The sequence below is a fragment of the Yersinia pekkanenii genome (assembly GCF_001152565.1).
Lineage (GTDB): Bacteria > Pseudomonadota > Gammaproteobacteria > Enterobacterales > Enterobacteriaceae > Yersinia > Yersinia pekkanenii.
In genome coordinates this window covers 1-17,542 of sequence record NZ_CQAZ01000036.1, presented here as the reverse complement: position 1 = coordinate 17,542, position 17,542 = coordinate 1, and the positions used below count along the sequence as shown (strand labels likewise).

Here is a 17,542-nt window from a genome sequence, read left to right as displayed (position 1 = left end):
TCAGAATTTCGAGGCCATCGCAATCTGATTATTCAGGTTGAGCAAAGTATTATTAATATCGTTCATACTTTGCCTGGCTTCATGTATTTTATTTTCTAACTCGGTGATACTCTTATTATAAGACTGCGCCCCACTGCCCTGTAAATCACTGAGCATGCGGGATAATTCTGCATCTTGGGCCATATCGCCTTCTGCCAGTCTACCACTACCGGAAATCAGTTCCCCGATAGCCTTACCACCCTGCCCGCCAATCTCACCGAACTTCAGGCCGACTCCGGCACCAACGCCGCTAACCACCCCAGAAATTATCGCGCAGACACCACTGGCGATGGCACCATCAGCGACTTTGGCGATCGCATCGCGCTTATTTTTCATTGAACTCACTTGGATATCCCAACCCAAGGTTTGTTGTTTCTGATTATACGTATTAAGTAAATCACGCATTTTTTTAAATAACTCGGACATTTGAAAAATAACATCAGAAATATTACTGATGATATTGCCGATATTATTATCCACACGCCCACCATTATCGACAGACTGAGGGACTTGCTCGTTTACTTTTATTTCCTGGTTGATAGGTATATTCATAATAGCCTCACTATATTAATGAACCCGCGATTTTCGCCTGTAACATACCATTCTGATGAATGTTATCGTTTAATTTTTCTATTGTATCCTGTGCATTTTGGGCGATATTTTTCAGTTGTTTAATTTGCTGCTGTTTATTCCGGTCTACCCACTCATCCATAAACTGAGTAAAATCTTGGTCAAGCATCAACTCCTCAATTTCTTTTTGCAAACCTGCTTTTTGAATAGCCAACTGGCCACAGTTAATCTGCACTAGCCCTTGGATGCCCATTTGGAGTAGCCGTAATGGTGAGAGGCTAATGTCTTTGATAATTTGTTGGATCATCTTCTCCATTATTTTCTTGCTACATTGACGACTAAATTGCTCTGCTGTGAGGGTGGTGCCTTTATTAATTGCCACCTTAATGAGATCTTTCGTCACATCGCCCACCAGTTTTTCAATTCCAGCATGGGTAAAAGACGGGGTAATATTGCGCACCAAGGTCATTTCCGTTTCAACTAACTGCTTACACGTATTTTTGGCGAACTGTTCAGTCAATAGTTGCACTTCTTTGTTACTGAGCCTCTTTATCGCTTCGGTCAGCGCTTCAGCGCCACCCGCTTTTAGCACCTCACCCGCTCCTTTACTCACCGCTCGAGCGGCATTAATCGCGCGGGCAGCCTGAAACAGGTCGATTGCCATAGCAAAACATTCACAACCTAACTGAACTTTACCAGCAACATCAATCACTTCCTGACATTTTTCTTTTGACGCCCCCAACAGCATCGCTGTTTCTGCCGCAGCCTTGACCAAACCTGCTGTACCCGCAGCTAAATAAGTGATACCTGAGGTGATGGCGACCGGATCACCGGTCAGCACCCCTTCAGCGACCTTCAACGCCCCATAGACTACCTCGACAGCACCGATGACCCAGTCAAATACCGCGTTAAAAATACCTGCTTTATGGGCTTTATCCGCCTGTTCAACCGCTTTATCAATCTGCTGCTGGTACTCCGTGACACGTTTATCACGCAAGAAGATCTGCACATCCGTTGCCCGTTCGACTTGCTGACGAATTGACTTACATAAATCAGAAAAAATCCCGAGGCTTAGGTTACCGACCATTGACATAATGAGCTGTATGTCGGTGCTACCCAGTTGCTCAAGGGAAAGCCTGCTACTCCCCCCGGCTTTTGGGCTTGAAAAGGGTAACGAAACCAACAAGCGATCCAATGCGCCTTGCGCTGCTTGTTGTGACACTCTGGCTGACGTCGTATCCGTATCTGCCATAGGAGTCAACCCAGCAATCGCCCGCCAGTTAGGCATTTTTGTCGGTACCAATGGCTCATTTTTATCTGTTGCTGCTATGGCCCAGCCAGTCTGAGTATCCATGTTAAGCACAATGCTATTAGACATGCCTCACCTCCAATAATAGAGCCAGGCCCTGTTCGGCTTGTTGCCGAACCTGTATTAACTCAGGGCGCACATGGCACCAATTCAATGCCGCACGGAAAGCTTTTTCAGCATAAATAGCATTGCCACAAGCGGAATAACATTCACCGGCATAACAAGATGGGCGGGGATCATCCAGCTGAATTTGCCCGGCACGGCTGAAGCAATAAATCGCCGGATGGAAATCCTCAGTTTGTTGATAACACGATCCTAATGTTAGCCAATAAGCGAAATTCCAATGGTCGAAACGAATCAACAGATTTAACAGTTTCTTCGCGCCGTCATATTCTCCGCCCTGGCAAAGTTGCACGCTATATTCATATAACAGCGCCAGGTCTTGCTCTGACATATTAGCCAACATACGCAGAGAGCCACCACGCTGCATAAAATTAAGAATTTCATTGTTTGGTTGAATATTCATCTCACACCGCTCTTACAATCCAGACCTGGAATATTCCCTAATGAGTTAGCAGAAGTTACGTGCAATGGTGGTCAACAGATCTTTTAGACCCGTCTGCAATGTACTAATGTTACTGGCTGTAACGTTATAACTTTGTACGTATTTCTGTAACTGTAATTGATCCTGCGTCATAGTATCTGTTACGCGATTCTTCTCATTATCCAATGCTGATTTTACTGCCTGTAATTTCCCTTTATCCAGCTCTGGTCCATTCTTCTTTAAATATTCATCAATACTCATGCCATCAACACTAATACCATTATCTCGCATAAAATTGATCACTGAATCTGGCAATGACTTTTTGGTTTTATCATCACCTTTCGTCGCCTCTGCAATAACAGAGTCAACCTGATTAGACATTCCTTGTGTTTCATTCGCATATTTAGAACGCGCCTTCATAGCTTGAAAGGCTTGATCAGCAAGTGATTGCAGTACCTGGAGACTCCCATATAAGACATCGAGGCCCATGCTAAATATGTCATCACTAAGGATACTATTCAGTCTGTTAAACGTATCTTCGACTTTGGATGAATCAAAGACACCGATAGTATTATTGGAATATTTAGCAATATGTGCTGAAGAATTATCTAATTTATTCATGTCAGTGCTAGTTACCATAGAGCGACTCCTTGACTCAAGGTACAGATAATATTACAGGAAGATATTAACTACATTGCCCACCCGAACTTATATTTTTTAGCTGCGTCTCCAGTTGTTTAAACTGTATTTTCATTTTTGAAATACACGTAATAATTTGAGTTTTATCTTGATGTAAACCATTAGGGAAGGCTTCATCCAGACGGGTTAACATCTCCCTCGCCTTATTATCATTTCTGGCTTGTTCTTTCAGTAATTCAATTTTTTGCTGGAAACCCTTCAGCCTTTCTAGATCAGACAGTAGTTTACTATAACGACTGTGTAAGTCCCCCAGCATATTCTGAATTGGAACATTATCATTCATATGATCCCCTTATCTCTTGCCCTTATCTCTTGACGAATACTTAACATTATTCTGTATTACTGATCAGTATCAGTCTTTTATATTCTCTCAATTATTTTCATAAAATATCACGATAGCGTATCTTTAATTTCCGTAACGAACAGAAAGTGTATTGATTATTTGTTCCGCACTGGTCAGTGCTAACATCATATCGTTAAGTTTTTTATAATTATCCGGGGTTTGCTGTAGTGACAACTGATTGGCAATGAATCGTTTTTCTTTTACCAACAACTCTTGCTTCTGTTGAATTGAGCCAGGATCATACTTAATACAGTCCTCCAATTCAGTAATATGCTGCATGGGTTTATCTCCTAACCTTTAAAAATTCATCGGTATGTGAATAAGACGATTAGATTTCAATAGTGAGATACCTTGCTCCCCGATAAAGATAACTTTGTAACCATTCTCCAGCACCGTTCCTTGTTGCAAACGTAACCCATTAACCAGTTGCACAAATCCCGAATGACTGTTTCCGCCATAACTGACAATAGCAGCAGGCAGAAGTTGAGCCGTTTGATCCGAGGTAGGGATATTCTGATATTTCACCACCAAGAAGTCCGGTTGTTGCTGAGCTAAATTTGCCAGCACCTTGGCCAACTCCTGCTGCTGATCCGCCGATAGCACGCCACTGATAATGATTTCTTTATTACTTTGCGCCATGCTGAGATAACCTAATAACCCCTGTTCTTTTAAACGCTCAACTAACTGCAGAATTTGCCCGTCATGAGAATTAACCACGGTCCAACCCTTTAACCCCGCGATTGTTGCCAGGGTTTCCTGAACTTTTAACCATTGCCCTCCCATTTCAATGGCACCATGGAGAGTGATTTTTCCCGGTTCTTTAGCGGTACGTACCTCGATATCCTGATAGCCATATTGGTGTAAGACATCGCTGACACTGGTGATTAAATGGTCATCACAGACTAAGTGATTACGAAATGCAGTATGGTTAAGAACCAGAAAATTCTGCAACTGGACAACGGCAGGAGATGATATGCAGTGACCACTCAATACAACACTACCATCCGCTAACCAACCTTCCTTTATTCCCTGTAAGGCCGGTTGCCTCAACCGTTCGGATAATTGTGTCGATATATTGGCAGGCAGATAAGCCAACAATGTTGTCGGTTGCTGCGCAAACCAAAATATAAACATAGATAGCAATGACAAGAGTATCAGTGTCACTATAGACAGCCACAGTAATAAGCGCGACGTTGTTCGGGGAGTAATATTAATACCACTTAAAACATCATCTTCCTCACCGATAACTAATGCCAATCCTGCAGTTTCAATCGACTGTCTGAGGGGGAGTGTCTGCTGTAAATCGTGACGTAAACCATTTACCCAAACATCCCCTGATACCTGCATCATTATTTGATGTTCGCTGATGACTAAGGTCAATATTTGCCCCTGAGGTAATGGCAATAGAACGTCACACTGCTGCTCTCCCAGAGTAAATTCACCCTCAGGTAATGTCAGTTCACGCCCATTAAGTTCACCGTTTAACAGGCGAAGTTTATATCGTCCTGCCATACTATTCCCCTGAGTTAACCGGCACTGCTTTGATCAAAAATAATCTGACAACACTGTGAGATTGCTTATTAGTACTACGAAACAACCCTCCTAATAGAGGAATGTCACCCAATAAGGGGATTTTATTTTGTGATTCAATTTGTTTGTCTTGAATGAATCCCCCCAAGAGTAGACTTTGCCCGACACGCAATGTTGCTTGAGTCGAAATATCTGAATTTTGTATTTCTGGTAATGGCTCACTGCTGCTAATAGGGGCCTGTTGCTGGCCATCCTGAATATTAAGATTGAGCAGAACCTCTTTCACACCGTCAGCATCAATCATTCTCGGAGTCACACGCAATAATGAACCCGAAGTGATTGATTCGAGTTTTGCTACTTTGTCACCTTGTAGTTTTGTATAAAATGTGACGTTTTTATCCAATACAGCTTGAATATTATTAAGAGTAACAACCGAAGGGCGTGATAAAACTCGGGCTCGCGAGTTCTTTTGTAAGGCATTTAAACGAACCATAAAGTTTCCGGTATCACCAATTACAGTAGAGAATCCATCAGCAGCATTTTTACCCGAACCACTATTAAATGAAATTCCTGCCCCACCAATAGAAGTGGACGCTGACCAATCGATACCAAGCTGACTGATATCCCCCGCATCAACATCAATGATGGTCACCGAAATCTCTATTTGGACTGGCCGCTGATCCAACTGTGCAATCAGGCTACGGTAGATCGGCATATTCACCTGACGATCACGGATAATAATGGCATTTTGTCGAGGATCCGCCGAGAAGAGTGGCATGCTGGAATGAGTGTCCCCTTGCTCTTTTCCGCCAGCTAAAGGTAAATTATTTCCACTGCTCATCTCGCGTAACACACTGACCAGACCCGGTAATTTAACTTGTTGATCACGATACTGATAATTAGAATCGGCTGCAGAGGCATATTTTAACTGGAAGACTTTCACTGTTTCTTTATTTTGGTTTTGGTTACGGGCTTGCGAAGCAAGCATTTTACTTAATGTAGTCACACGTTCAATGCAGATAGGTACGCCGGTCACCTCAATGGCATCCAGATGAGAGATAGTCTTTATTGCACAGTTTTTACCCGCAGGTACGCCACTGCGTTGTAGATATTTAATTAAAGTGGTTGCTGACAGCCCATCTGGCGATATAAATTCCCTTCGAATGGATTGAGTCTTGTAAAAATAAAGTATTTCACCATCGTAATACCAGGTAATATTATATAATCCTGCGAGTTCAGACAGTATTTTTTCTGGCGTTTTATCACGAATTTTCCCGCTAAAGAGTTCATTTATTTCCGGGCTAACCACTACAGGTATACCATAATTCATCCCTAAATCTTTTAATAAATTAGATACGGCCATACCCCGGCTATAAATAAAGAAAGGATCTCCTTGCCAAGGAATAACTTGCCCATGGGCCAGCGACGCCAAAAGCAGTAACATCAAACCAGCAATTTCTTTCATGAGATAACCCTGTTAGCGTCCCTGCCCTGCTTGGTTAACACGCTGGTTTTAGATGAATTCATTGTTGTTACTAAAGAATTAAGATGTTGAATAACAGCATGAATTTGTTCTAATTTTATTGATAACGCTTTGCGGCGATCGTCGAGAGTTTCTTTATTATCAATTGTATATCGTCCCCATAGCCACCAATAACCATCGTTAAGCTGCAAAGCAAAGTCCTGCGTGTCCTCAAGTGCCACCATCATAAGCGTGATATAACGAATAGCTGTATCCGATATTATTTTTCTTTCTATAAAAAAAACACCAATACAAATAGAATGGCGGTAGTCCATCGCTTTAGCTGGGATACCCAGCAATGTTAAATGCACAATATGAGCATCAGATAGATCAATGTTGCTGATTAAAGGCTGCATTTTCAATATTTCTAACATCGACGGTGACTCCAGCAAGACCTCGATTGGATTATCCTCCGTAATTAAGTATTCGCTATAAGGTAAAATACTGATTTACTCTTTTTACAGAACTAAATGAATCTATAACAAGTAGTAATGAAATCAGTGTAAATCTTGATATCAAATTGTGACTGTGGCGTACTTAAAAAAAAGTCAGGTGACATTATGAAAAATACATCATCACTCGTCACTCGATTGACACTATTACTGAGCATTACATCAATTGCCATTTGGCTAATTTCAATTGCTGCTACCGCATTTTTTTCATATGAGGATACGCGTCTGCGATTGGTGAATGAATTAACCCATATGGCATCACTACGTGCAGATTTAAGTAATTACCAATTTGAGGGGGCCGAACGTGATGCGGCCGCGCTGATCAGCCGCCAGACAAATTCCCCCCCGACCTGGCGATTGCCCCTGGTTCGTACAAACGATGATATGGGTAACAATGTTCCTTTTAATTCAGGAATGTGTAATGCCATCCAATCTAAACATGATCTTCAAATCACTCAGGCTTACGGTACTTCTGGTCAGACTTATTATCTCGATAGTTTTACGATTAAAAGAAAGGGAGGCATTACCATATTTCGACCACAAATGGTATCAAGAGACTATTTGTATCAGCGACGTAAGGAATTACTTTTACTGCCAATATTCCCTACCCATGACAATATTTTCTGGGGTATGCCAACTTATAGCACGCAAAGTGGTTGGCATGTTTCCGTCGCTGTATGTGACCAGTCTGGCTCATTGGCCGGATTTTCATTAAAACTGAATGAATTAGTGACTGATAATCAACCGGTAGAACAGCGAGATATTAATTTATGGCTGGATAAAAATGGCGAGTTGCTCCCCATATCTCAAAAGAATATACCGTCAAATCAGTTACATGAAATTATTCGCCAACTAAAAAACCGTCATTTACATGACGGCTGGCAACAAACACCTGATTATCTGGTATTAAGAACCCAGTTAAAAGGCCCTGGTTGGCAACAGTTAGTTATTTACCCACGAGTAGGTTTTGCCTGGGAAGCGGCAAAGCCTGCCTTGCATCAACTCCCATTTGCACTGGCTATTTTGTTGTTACTCACGTTAGTGCTTTCTTTATTACTGCGATATTATCTGGCAATTCCCTTATGGAACTTCGTCAATATTATTGGTGCTACCGGTCCGCAAGCAATGGAGCCACGTTTACCGATTAAACGCATGGATGAGTTAGGGCAAATTGCTCGGGCTTACAACAAGTTGCTGGATACGTTGAATGAGCAATACGACACGCTGGACATGAAAGTAAAGGAACGCACACAGGCACTGGCAAAGTCAAAACAAGCCGCCGAGCAAGCCAATCACCGCAAGAGCACGCATCTAACCACAATAAGCCATGAAATTCGAACCCCACTAAATGGGGCTTTAGGCGCTGTCGAATTATTGCAAAATACAACGCTGACCTCCGAGCAATCTCGGTTGGCAGAGACGGCTCGTCAGTGCTCCCATTCTTTACTCGCAATAATCAACAATCTTTTGGATTTTTCACGTATTGAATCGGGCCAAATGACGTTGTCTCAGGAGAGAACTGCCTTACTCCCTTTACTGGATCAGGCGATGTTAACAATACATAGCCAAGCCTTAAGTAAACCAATCATTCTGGCCACTTATGTTAGCTCAGACGTTCCACTTGAACTTGAACTCGACAATCAACGCCTAAAACAGATTCTGATTAACTTATTAGGCAATGCAGTTAAATTTACGCAGCAGGGTCATATTCATCTCGATGTTGGGCTTAAGGGTAAACAGCTCTGCTTCACCGTTGAAGATACCGGCTGTGGCATTGATTTACAGCATCAACAGAAGATATTCTGCCCCTTTGTCCAGACCCGTGAGCATGGACAGGGAACCGGTCTGGGGTTAACTATTGCAGATAATCTAACAAGGATGATGGGAGGGCATATTACGCTCTTCAGCTTGCCAGGGCATGGCAGCCGCTTCTCATTGATTCTACCATTCAGTGAGTTGACGCCAGTAAAGCCTTTAGAGGGTGAATTATATGCACCACCGTCATTACACAATCAATTATCTGCCTGGGGTATTACCTGCCTACCCGACAATGATACGTCAGGGTATACGCAATCGGGGCCCTTCGCCGATAACGAGTTGAATTACCTACCTGGCCGCTTATATGCCAAAGTTAAACAGTATCTGAACAGTAGGAATCAACCTGCCCCGTATCAGCAAGAAATACAACAAAACCTCCCACTACAACCTTGGCATATGACCATCTTGTTAGTTGATGATGCTGAAACCAATCGTGATATTACTGGCATGATGCTACGGCAACTGGGGCATCAGGTTATTTTGGCAGAAAACGGCGAAGTGGCATTGCGTATTGGCCAAACTCAGCGTTTTGATCTGGTGCTGATGGATATTCGAATGCCGGTCATGGATGGGTTGATAACAACCCGGTATTGGCGTGATGATGCGATTAACCGGGATAATCGTTGCATGATCACGGCACTGAGTGCGAATACCAATCCTGACGAAAAAATAAGGGCCTATCAGGCGGGGATGAATCATTATCTCTCTAAACCCGTTACTTTTTATCAACTGGCGGAAGTACTGGATATGGCCGCGCAATTTCAGCTCGAGCGCGGCATTGACCTCGTCCCCCACGTTTCCATCCCTACACCATTATTGAATTTGAATGACGACTCACTTCGGCTGAGAGTATTACAATCACTACAAATATTAGTACAGCAGGCAAAAGAGTCTCTCGCCCATATTCCTACCTTATCGCTGCGGCTTCACACTTTAAAAGGTTGTGCCGGGCAAGCAGGGTTAATTGAATTACAAGACGCCGTTATTCAATTGGAAATAGCGATCGAAGCTCAGGAAACGATTACACAACACGATATCACTCGCCTCGACGAGATAATTCATTTGCAGTTTCAACCACGGAGTCCTCGCGACCCCATTTCAATCATCAGGTAAAGGGAATAACTTTATGAATACGAAATTACTGATCGTCGACGATCATGAGCTTATTATTAACGGTATTAAGAATATGCTCGTTGCATATCCGCGTTATCAGATTGTAGGTCAGGCGGATAATGGACTGGATGTATACAACTTATGTCGTAAAACTGAACCGGACGTTGCGATTATAGATTTAGGTCTACCCGGAATGGATGGCCTTGACGTTATTATTCAACTTCTTCGCCGCTGGCCGACGATGAAGATCTTGGCATTGACGGCCCGCCATGAGGAACATCACGCCAGCAGAACGTTAAACAGTGGTGCACTGGGTTATGTTCTAAAGAAAAGCCCGCAGCAGGTTCTAATGGCAGCGATTCAAACTGTCGCAGCTGGTAGGCGCTATATTGACCCGGCACTCAATAGCGCGTTGGTAAACAAGCTGGCACAAAGCGCCGAAACGAACCAACCGGTTTTGACCCCACGGGAGCGGCAGATTCTAAAACTGATCACCGAAGGTTCCTGTAACCGAATTATCGCCGACCGCCTTTCCATCAGCCAGAAAACCGTTGAGACCCATCGTCTTAATATGATGAAAAAACTGGATGTGCACAAAGTTGCCGAACTTATTCACTGGTCATATCGCTTAGGACTCAATGCGTAATAACTGCAAAGAATGAGTGATTCTCTTGGCATATTATTGATGATAAATACCCATAAAAATCCCCTGTCAATATCTCTCTGACAGGGGACTCAACGATACCAGCCGCTAGCGCTAAAAACCAAGAATATTAGCCTTGATTTACCGGTATTTGTTTCGGGGCAAACAATGCTTTCTCATATGCTTTGGCTTTTTCATGATCAAACTGATTTTCCCACTTGGCAATAACCAGCACAGCTAACGCATTCCCCACCACGTTCAGTGCGGTGCGCGCCATATCCAGAATACGGTCCACACCCGCAATAAAGGCTAAACCTTCCAACGGAATACCCACACTGCCTAATGTTGCCAGCAAGACCACGAAAGAGACGCCTGGAACACCGGCAATACCTTTCGACGTCACCATTAAGGTCAGTACCAGAATAATTTCCTGCCCGATAGACAGCTCAATCCCATAAAGCTGGGCAATAAATATGGCCGCAATACTTTGATATAGCGTAGAGCCATCCAGGTTAAATGAATAACCTGTTGGTACCACAAAACTGGTAATCGCTTTAGGCGCGCCATAAGCTTCCATTTTTTCAATAATTCGTGGCAATACCGTTTCAGAGCTGGCGGTAGAATATGCCAGAATCAACTCATCCTTTAAAATTCGAATCAATGTCCAAATACGCAACTTACACAATCTTGCCACCGTCCCCAAAACGACTAAGGCAAAGAAAAGAATCGCGGCATAAACCAGAATAACCAACTTCGCAAGGGGGATCAGTGACGCAAAACCAAAGTTAGCAACCGTTACCGAAATCAAGCCAAACACCCCGATAGGCGCATAACGCATAATCATATGTGTGACTTTGAACATGCTTTCAGAAACAGCTTTAAACACATTCAACAGTGGTTCTTTGGTTTCTTTTGGCAATGAAGATAGCCCTAAACCGAACAACACTGAGAAGAAAATAATCGGTAACATATCGCCTTTTGCCATTGAGGCAAAGACGTTGGCAGGGATCAGCGACAAAATAGTGCTCACCAGACTGTGACTACCACTTTGTACTTGTTCGGTAGTTTTTTCATACTGGGAGATATCCACTACGGTCAGTGCTGACATATCAATGCCATGCCCTGGCTGGAACACATTCGCTAAAGTGATCCCGACAATAATGGCAACGGTGGTGATAACTTCGAAATAGATGATGGTTTTCAGGCCAATTCGCCCAAGCTTCTTCGCATCACCAACACCAGCAATACCTACGATCAATGTTGAAATAACGATCGGTACAACAATCATTTTAATTAAGCGGATAAAAATATCGCCCGCTGGACTTAAAACATTACTAACTAACCATTCTCTGGACTCAATTTGATTATGTAATATCGCACCAACCAAAATACCTAATACCAGCGCAATGAGTATTTGCCAGGCCAAACCTATCTTTATACTTTTCATACCCTAAAAATCCCTCAAAGCATCCCATAAAATACAAGTTTCTAAGCATTTGAAATAGAATACTTAATCATTACATACGGGGCTATAGTTGATAAAACGTATGGTTCAGCCTCCCGCCAGCCGTCCACGTTATAAATCAGTATCATTTCTGGACACTATTCTGCAAGTCTTGTTTACACTAAGCCCACATTGGCGTAATGCATGATTTCAGCTAAATAAACCATCAAAATGCAGTAAATATTTGTTATTAAAAAAGTAAAATGCATCAATAACAAATAGTATCATGCTCCGTCAGTATAAAAATTAAACTAAATTAAATTGTGGGACAAACCCTAATTATGTTTTATTTATTGATGAATTTTGTTTGCATTTTGTTAAATTCAATTACGATAACTCCCCGTTTATTTTTGATATTATGCAATCAAAGTCGATCTTTCTCGAGAAGTTTATGGTCAACAATGTAAATAGGGAAAATATTAAAATGAATAGTTATGCCATTCTACTTTCTATTTATACACTTATACTTCCAGTGGAAATATATATCTAATTATAATTACAGTGAGATTAGAAAATAACATTTTAACTACAATTGTAAATTAAATTATCTTTTTTTAGTTAACCTTACCTAATTGCAAATAATTAATCACACTACGTTAGTACTCTTAGTAGCACTCGCCCTTCAATATTCCTATCTCACTGTAGAAATGAGCTGATGTGCACATTTTCTTTCCTTTATTACATGGCAACCAAGCACCTCTCCTATCATTAAGGTATCGATTCACCACGCAACACACTAAGTAAGTCTCTAAATCAACATCTTTTATGCGTGATCTGCCGCCCAAAAAAGAAACAAAACACCCACTCACACTATAATTAACCTTTGATTGACATATTATTAACAATCTCAAGGAGAACTATTATGAGCCAAATACATAAGCACCCTATTCCAACTGCAATTGCAGAGTACGCCCTAATCACCCCAGAACGATATAATCAATACTATCAACAATCTGTGCAGAACCCAGATGAATTTTGGGGCGAACATGGCAAGATTATTGATTGGATTAAACCGTATAAAACGGTAAAGAATACCTCTTTTGACCCCGGCCATGTGAGTATCCGCTGGTTTGAAGATGGCACGCTGAATCTTGCAGCTAACTGTCTTGACCGCCATTTGGCTGAACGTGGTGATCAAACCGCGATTATTTGGGAAGGTGATGACCCTACCCAGTCAAAAACTGTGACTTATAAACAACTTCACCATGATGTGTGCCAGTTTGCCAATGTGCTGAAAAAGCTGGGTATTAAGAAAGGTGATGTCGTTGCTATCTATATGCCAATGGTGCCAGAAGCCGCAGTTGCTATGCTGGCTTGCGCGCGTATCGGCGCTATCCACTCGGTCATTTTCGGTGGGTTCTCACCAGATGCAGTAGCCGGGCGCATTATCGATTCTAACTCAAAACTGGTGATTACTGCCGACGAAGGCATCCGTGCTGGTCGCGCAATTCCACTGAAAAAAAATGTCGATGAAGCGCTGAAAAACCCTGCTATCACCAGTATCAAAAATGTTGTCGTATTCCAGCGCACTGGTAATGCAAGTTATTGGAAAGATGGACGGGATTTATGGTGGCATGACCTGACTAAAGAAGCCTCTGCCGACTGTCCACCAGAAGAGATGAATGCCGAAGATCCATTATTCATCCTTTATACCTCAGGTTCTACCGGTAAACCGAAAGGGGTGGTGCATACTACCGGAGGTTATCTGGTTTATGCTGCGTTGACCTTTAAATACGTTTTCGATTATCACCCCGGCGATATCTACTGGTGTACCGCAGATGTCGGCTGGGTCACCGGTCACAGCTATCTGCTGTATGGCCCCCTGGCCTGTGGTGCCATTACTCTGATGTTTGAAGGTGTCCCAAACTATCCGGGCGTTAATCGCTTGGGCCAGGTTATCGATAAGCATCAAGTGAATATTCTATATACCGCCCCCACCGCCATTCGCGCCTTAATGGCCGAAGGTGACAAAGCTATCGAAGGTACTCATCGTAATTCGTTGCGGATCATGGGATCGGTCGGTGAACCTATCAACCCTGAAGCTTGGGAGTGGTATTACAACAAAATCGGTAACAGTAAATGCCCGATTGTCGATACCTGGTGGCAGACTGAAACCGGTGGTTTCATGATAACCCCACTACCGGGTGCCACCGAGCTAAAAGCCGGCTCCGCCACTCGTCCGTTCTTTGGCGTCCAACCCGCGCTGGTAGACAACTTGGGTAACCCGCAAGAAGGTGTGGCCGAAGGCAATCTGGTGATAACTGATTCTTGGCCAGGTCAAGCCCGGACACTATTTGGCGATCATGACCGTTTTGAACAAACCTACTTCTCAACCTTTAAAGGCATGTATTTCAGTGGTGATGGTGCACGCCGCGACGAAGATGGCTACTACTGGATCACCGGCCGGGTTGATGACGTACTGAATGTTTCTGGTCACCGTTTAGGTACCGCCGAAATTGAATCAGCACTGGTCTCCCATCCTAAAATTGCCGAAGCCGCAGTAGTCGGAGTTCCACACAATATCAAAGGACAGGCTATCTATGCCTACATCACACTGAATCACGGTGAAGAACCCACACCGGAGCTGTATACCGAGGTACGTAACTGGGTGCGTAAAGAGATTGGCCCAATCGCGACACCGGATATTCTGCACTGGACCGATTCGCTACCCAAAACCCGCTCTGGCAAGATCATGCGCCGAATTCTGCGCAAGATTGCAGCCGGTGATACCAGCAACTTAGGGGATACCTCAACGCTGGCCGATCCAAGTGTTGTGGACAAATTACTGGAAGAAAAACAATCAATGCAAACACCGTCGTAAATTGTGCCGCCTGCGGGCTGCAACCTTAATTAATGCCTCAAAGGAGAGACTCTGATGAATGACAGCATTTATCAAGAGATTGAAAATAACCCGCGTTTCAAAGAGTTGGTGCAAAAACGTGGTCGCTTTGCATGGCTATTGTCGCTGATTACTCTGGTGCTATATGTCAGTTTCATTTTCCTCATTGCTTTCGAACCACAATGGCTTGGAACCCCGCTATATACAGGTTCCAGTATCACTCGCGGCATTCCCGTTGGTGTGGGGTTAATTGTTATTTCTTTTGTTCTTACAGGTATTTACGTTATTCGGGCTAATGGCGAGTTTGACCGTCTGACCGCAGAAATTCTTCGTGAGGTGAAGCAATGAAGACTCGCCATTGGTCCGCACTGTCCCTATTAGCTTTGCCTGCGCTGTCACAGGCAGAGGCGATTACCGGCGAAGTTCATCGCCAGCCACTAAACATTCAGGCGATCGTCATGTTCGTTCTGTTTGTCGGCGCAACGTTATACATCACCTATTGGGCATCAAAGCGCACCCGCTCCCGACAAGATTATTACACTGCAGGTGGGCGTATAACCGGTTTCCAAAATGGCCTGGCGATCGCTGGGGACTTTATGTCCGCTGCATCATTCCTCGGCATTTCTGCATTGGTTTATACCTCCGGTTACGATGGATTAATTTACTCCATTGGCTTCTTAATCGGATGGCCAATCATTCTATTTTTAATCGCTGAGCGTCTGCGTAATCTGGGCCGCTATACCTTTGCAGATGTGGCCTCTTATCGTTTGAAACAAAGGCCAATTCGGACCTTATCCGCCTGTGGCTCATTGGTGGTGGTTGCCCTGTATTTGATCGCACAAATGGTCGGGGCAGGTAAATTAATTGAGCTGCTGTTTGGCTTGAACTACCACGTAGCAGTGGTGTTAGTTGGCATTCTGATGGTGCTGTACGTGTTGTTTGGCGGCATGCTCGCCACCACCTGGGTACAGATAATAAAGGCTGTATTGCTGCTGGCCGGTGCAACATTTATGGCCATAATGGTAATGAAGTCCGTTAACTTTAACTTCAACACTTTATTCAGCGAAGCGGTCAAAGTTCACCCTAAAGGTTTGGCAATTATGAGTCCTGGGGGGTTAGTCTCTGACCCCATATCCGCATTGTCTCTTGGTTTGGCCTTGATGTTTGGTACTGCGGGCTTGCCACATATTCTGATGCGTTTCTTCACGGTAAGTGATGCCAAAGAAGCCCGCAAAAGCGTATTCTATGCTACTGGTTTTATCGGTTACTTTTACATATTGACCTTTATTATTGGCTTTGGCGCGATCCTGCTAGTCGGCCCGAACCCTGCATTTAAAGATGCTGCCGGAGCATTGCTTGGTGGTAACAATATGGCGGCAGTCCATTTGGCTGATGCCGTAGGGGGGAGCTTCTTCCTGGGCTTTATCTCAGCTGTGGCCTTCGCGACCATCCTGGCCGTAGTCGCTGGGCTGACATTAGCCGGTGCATCCGCAGTTTCTCACGATCTTTACGCCAGTGTGATTAAGAACGGTAAAGCTAACGAGCGTGATGAACTGAGGGTCTCAAAAATCACGGTAGTTATTTTAGGATTCGTTGCTATCGGCTTGGGTATTTTGTTTGAAAAACAAAACATTGCCTTCATGGTAGGTTTGGCATTCTCTATTGCGGCTAGTTGTAACTTCCCAATTATATTCATCTCAATGTATTGGGATAAGCTAACCACGCGTGGTGCGATGATTGGTGGTTGGTTGGGGTTATTGACCGCGGTGATCCTGATGATTTTAGGTCCAACCATCTGGGTAACTATTCTGGGACATGCAAAACCAATCTATCCGTACGAATATCCGGCCTTGTTCTCAATGATTGTGGCATTCGTCGGGATATGGTTCTTTTCAATCACGGATAACTCAGAAGTGGGCCAACAAGAACGACTACGCTTCAAAGCACAGTTTGTACGTTCACAAACCGGTTTGGGCGCGTCTCAAAGCAGTTCTCACTGATAACTCTACTGGTAATGCCGATCGTCTAAGGGTTGCTTAAACGATCCAGTGGCTGGTGTAAAAAGGACTCATTATTTTTCATGAGTCCTTTTTTATGCAACTGACCTGTCCTAAATAGCGTTGACACGTTACTGACTTAATTTTGGCGAACGTGATAGTGACTGAATTCAAACGCACCCAATGTGATTATGCCCTGCCCTTTAAACTGGCTGTTATCGAACAGGTAGAAAAAGGCCAGCTAACCAACAAACAGGCCCCGTATTCGAGGACGATCTACTATTCTAAAACGCCTGCGGCATAGGCATCACCTTGGAGCCTTACCGCGACCGTTCTCTTTTCCCAGGAACCTGCCGATGCATAATTATCCCAATCCTCTAACAACCTTAGCAAAAAAATTAAAGAACTTGCAGGGCATGCAAGCTGAGTCAGCCAGAAACCATAATTGACTAAAGGATGACGATGTACTGATAGAGGTATTACAGTAAGGAATTACTAAGAGGTATGTCATCAAGGGGATAGCTTTAGCAGACTATAATATATAAAAATTAAAATGCAAAAAACCCTGAATCAAAGATTCAGGGTTTTGCAATAAGTGGCGGAACGGACGGGGCTCGAAC

At 43.5% G+C, this 17,542-nt stretch carries 15 protein-coding genes; 5 read left to right on the top strand and 10 right to left on the bottom strand.

The window, feature by feature from the left end:
* From sseD to AEP37_RS16605, 9 genes are all read right to left on the bottom strand, one after another.
* Entirely contained in the window at positions 1-591 is a 591-nt protein-coding gene (gene sseD / locus AEP37_RS16645) for a type III secretion system translocon protein SseD (RefSeq protein ID WP_049614405.1), read from the bottom strand.
* A gap of 10 nt (positions 592-601) precedes the next feature.
* The gene (gene sctE / locus AEP37_RS16640; protein ID WP_049614404.1) at positions 602-1,987 is read right to left on the bottom strand and encodes a type III secretion system translocon subunit SctE; all 1,386 of its coding nucleotides are present in this window, start codon (positions 1,985-1,987) and stop codon (positions 602-604) included.
* The gene (locus AEP37_RS16635) at positions 1,980-2,444 is read right to left on the bottom strand and encodes a SycD/LcrH family type III secretion system chaperone (RefSeq protein WP_049614403.1); all 465 of its coding nucleotides are present in this window, start codon (positions 2,442-2,444) and stop codon (positions 1,980-1,982) included. The genes sctE and AEP37_RS16635 overlap by 8 nt, the downstream gene beginning before the upstream one ends.
* Positions 2,445-2,489: 45 nt before the next feature.
* On the bottom strand, positions 2,490-3,101 hold the full coding sequence (gene sseB, locus AEP37_RS16630) for a type III secretion system translocon protein SseB (RefSeq protein WP_235801403.1): 612 nt from the start codon (positions 3,099-3,101) through the stop codon (positions 2,490-2,492).
* A 46-nt stretch (positions 3,102-3,147) separates the two neighbouring features.
* Entirely contained in the window at positions 3,148-3,444 is a 297-nt protein-coding gene (locus tag AEP37_RS16625; protein WP_049614402.1) for a chromosome partitioning protein ParA, read from the bottom strand.
* A gap of 123 nt (positions 3,445-3,567) precedes the next feature.
* Complete coding sequence (locus tag AEP37_RS16620) at positions 3,568-3,783, bottom strand: EscE/YscE/SsaE family type III secretion system needle protein co-chaperone (protein ID WP_049614401.1); 216 nt, start codon at positions 3,781-3,783, stop codon at positions 3,568-3,570.
* Between the two features lie 18 nt (positions 3,784-3,801).
* Positions 3,802-5,016 (bottom strand): type III secretion system inner membrane ring subunit SctD, encoded by a 1,215-nt coding sequence (gene sctD / locus AEP37_RS16615; RefSeq protein ID WP_049614400.1) that lies wholly within the window; start codon positions 5,014-5,016, stop codon positions 3,802-3,804.
* Between the two features lies 1 nt (position 5,017).
* Positions 5,018-6,499, bottom strand: coding sequence for an EscC/YscC/HrcC family type III secretion system outer membrane ring protein (locus tag AEP37_RS16610; RefSeq protein WP_049614399.1), 1,482 nt, complete (start codon positions 6,497-6,499; stop codon positions 5,018-5,020).
* Positions 6,496-6,930: a hypothetical protein gene (locus AEP37_RS16605; protein ID WP_049614398.1), complete on the bottom strand. Its 435-nt coding sequence runs from the start codon at positions 6,928-6,930 to the stop codon at positions 6,496-6,498. The genes AEP37_RS16610 and AEP37_RS16605 overlap by 4 nt, the downstream gene beginning before the upstream one ends.
* A 186-nt stretch (positions 6,931-7,116) precedes the next feature.
* Between AEP37_RS16605 and AEP37_RS16600 the strand changes: the two genes are divergently transcribed.
* Positions 7,117-9,939 carry a two component system sensor kinase gene (locus AEP37_RS16600; protein WP_049614397.1) on the top strand — a complete coding sequence of 941 codons (2,823 nt, stop codon included), beginning with the start codon at positions 7,117-7,119 and terminating at the stop codon, positions 9,937-9,939.
* A gap of 13 nt (positions 9,940-9,952) precedes the next feature.
* Entirely contained in the window at positions 9,953-10,585 is a 633-nt protein-coding gene (locus tag AEP37_RS16595; protein ID WP_049614396.1) for a two component system response regulator, read from the top strand.
* A gap of 127 nt (positions 10,586-10,712) precedes the next feature.
* Here the strand turns inward: AEP37_RS16595 and gltP are convergent, their stop codons facing one another.
* Positions 10,713-12,029: a glutamate/aspartate:proton symporter GltP gene (gene gltP / locus AEP37_RS16590; protein ID WP_049614395.1), complete on the bottom strand. Its 1,317-nt coding sequence runs from the start codon at positions 12,027-12,029 to the stop codon at positions 10,713-10,715.
* A 919-nt stretch (positions 12,030-12,948) separates the two neighbouring features.
* Here gltP and acs point away from each other — a divergent pair.
* The 3 genes from acs to actP are packed head-to-tail and all read left to right on the top strand — an operon-like array spanning position 12,949 to position 16,925.
* Positions 12,949-14,907, top strand: coding sequence for an acetate--CoA ligase (gene acs, locus AEP37_RS16585; protein ID WP_049614394.1), 1,959 nt, complete (start codon positions 12,949-12,951; stop codon positions 14,905-14,907).
* Positions 14,908-14,961: 54 nt separating this feature from the next.
* Entirely contained in the window at positions 14,962-15,273 is a 312-nt protein-coding gene (locus AEP37_RS16580) for a DUF485 domain-containing protein (protein ID WP_049614393.1), read from the top strand.
* Positions 15,270-16,925, top strand: a complete 1,656-nt coding sequence (gene actP, locus AEP37_RS16575) for a cation/acetate symporter ActP (protein ID WP_049614392.1) — start codon at positions 15,270-15,272, stop codon at positions 16,923-16,925. The genes AEP37_RS16580 and actP overlap by 4 nt, the downstream gene beginning before the upstream one ends.
* The last annotated feature ends 617 nt before the right edge of the window (positions 16,926-17,542 follow it).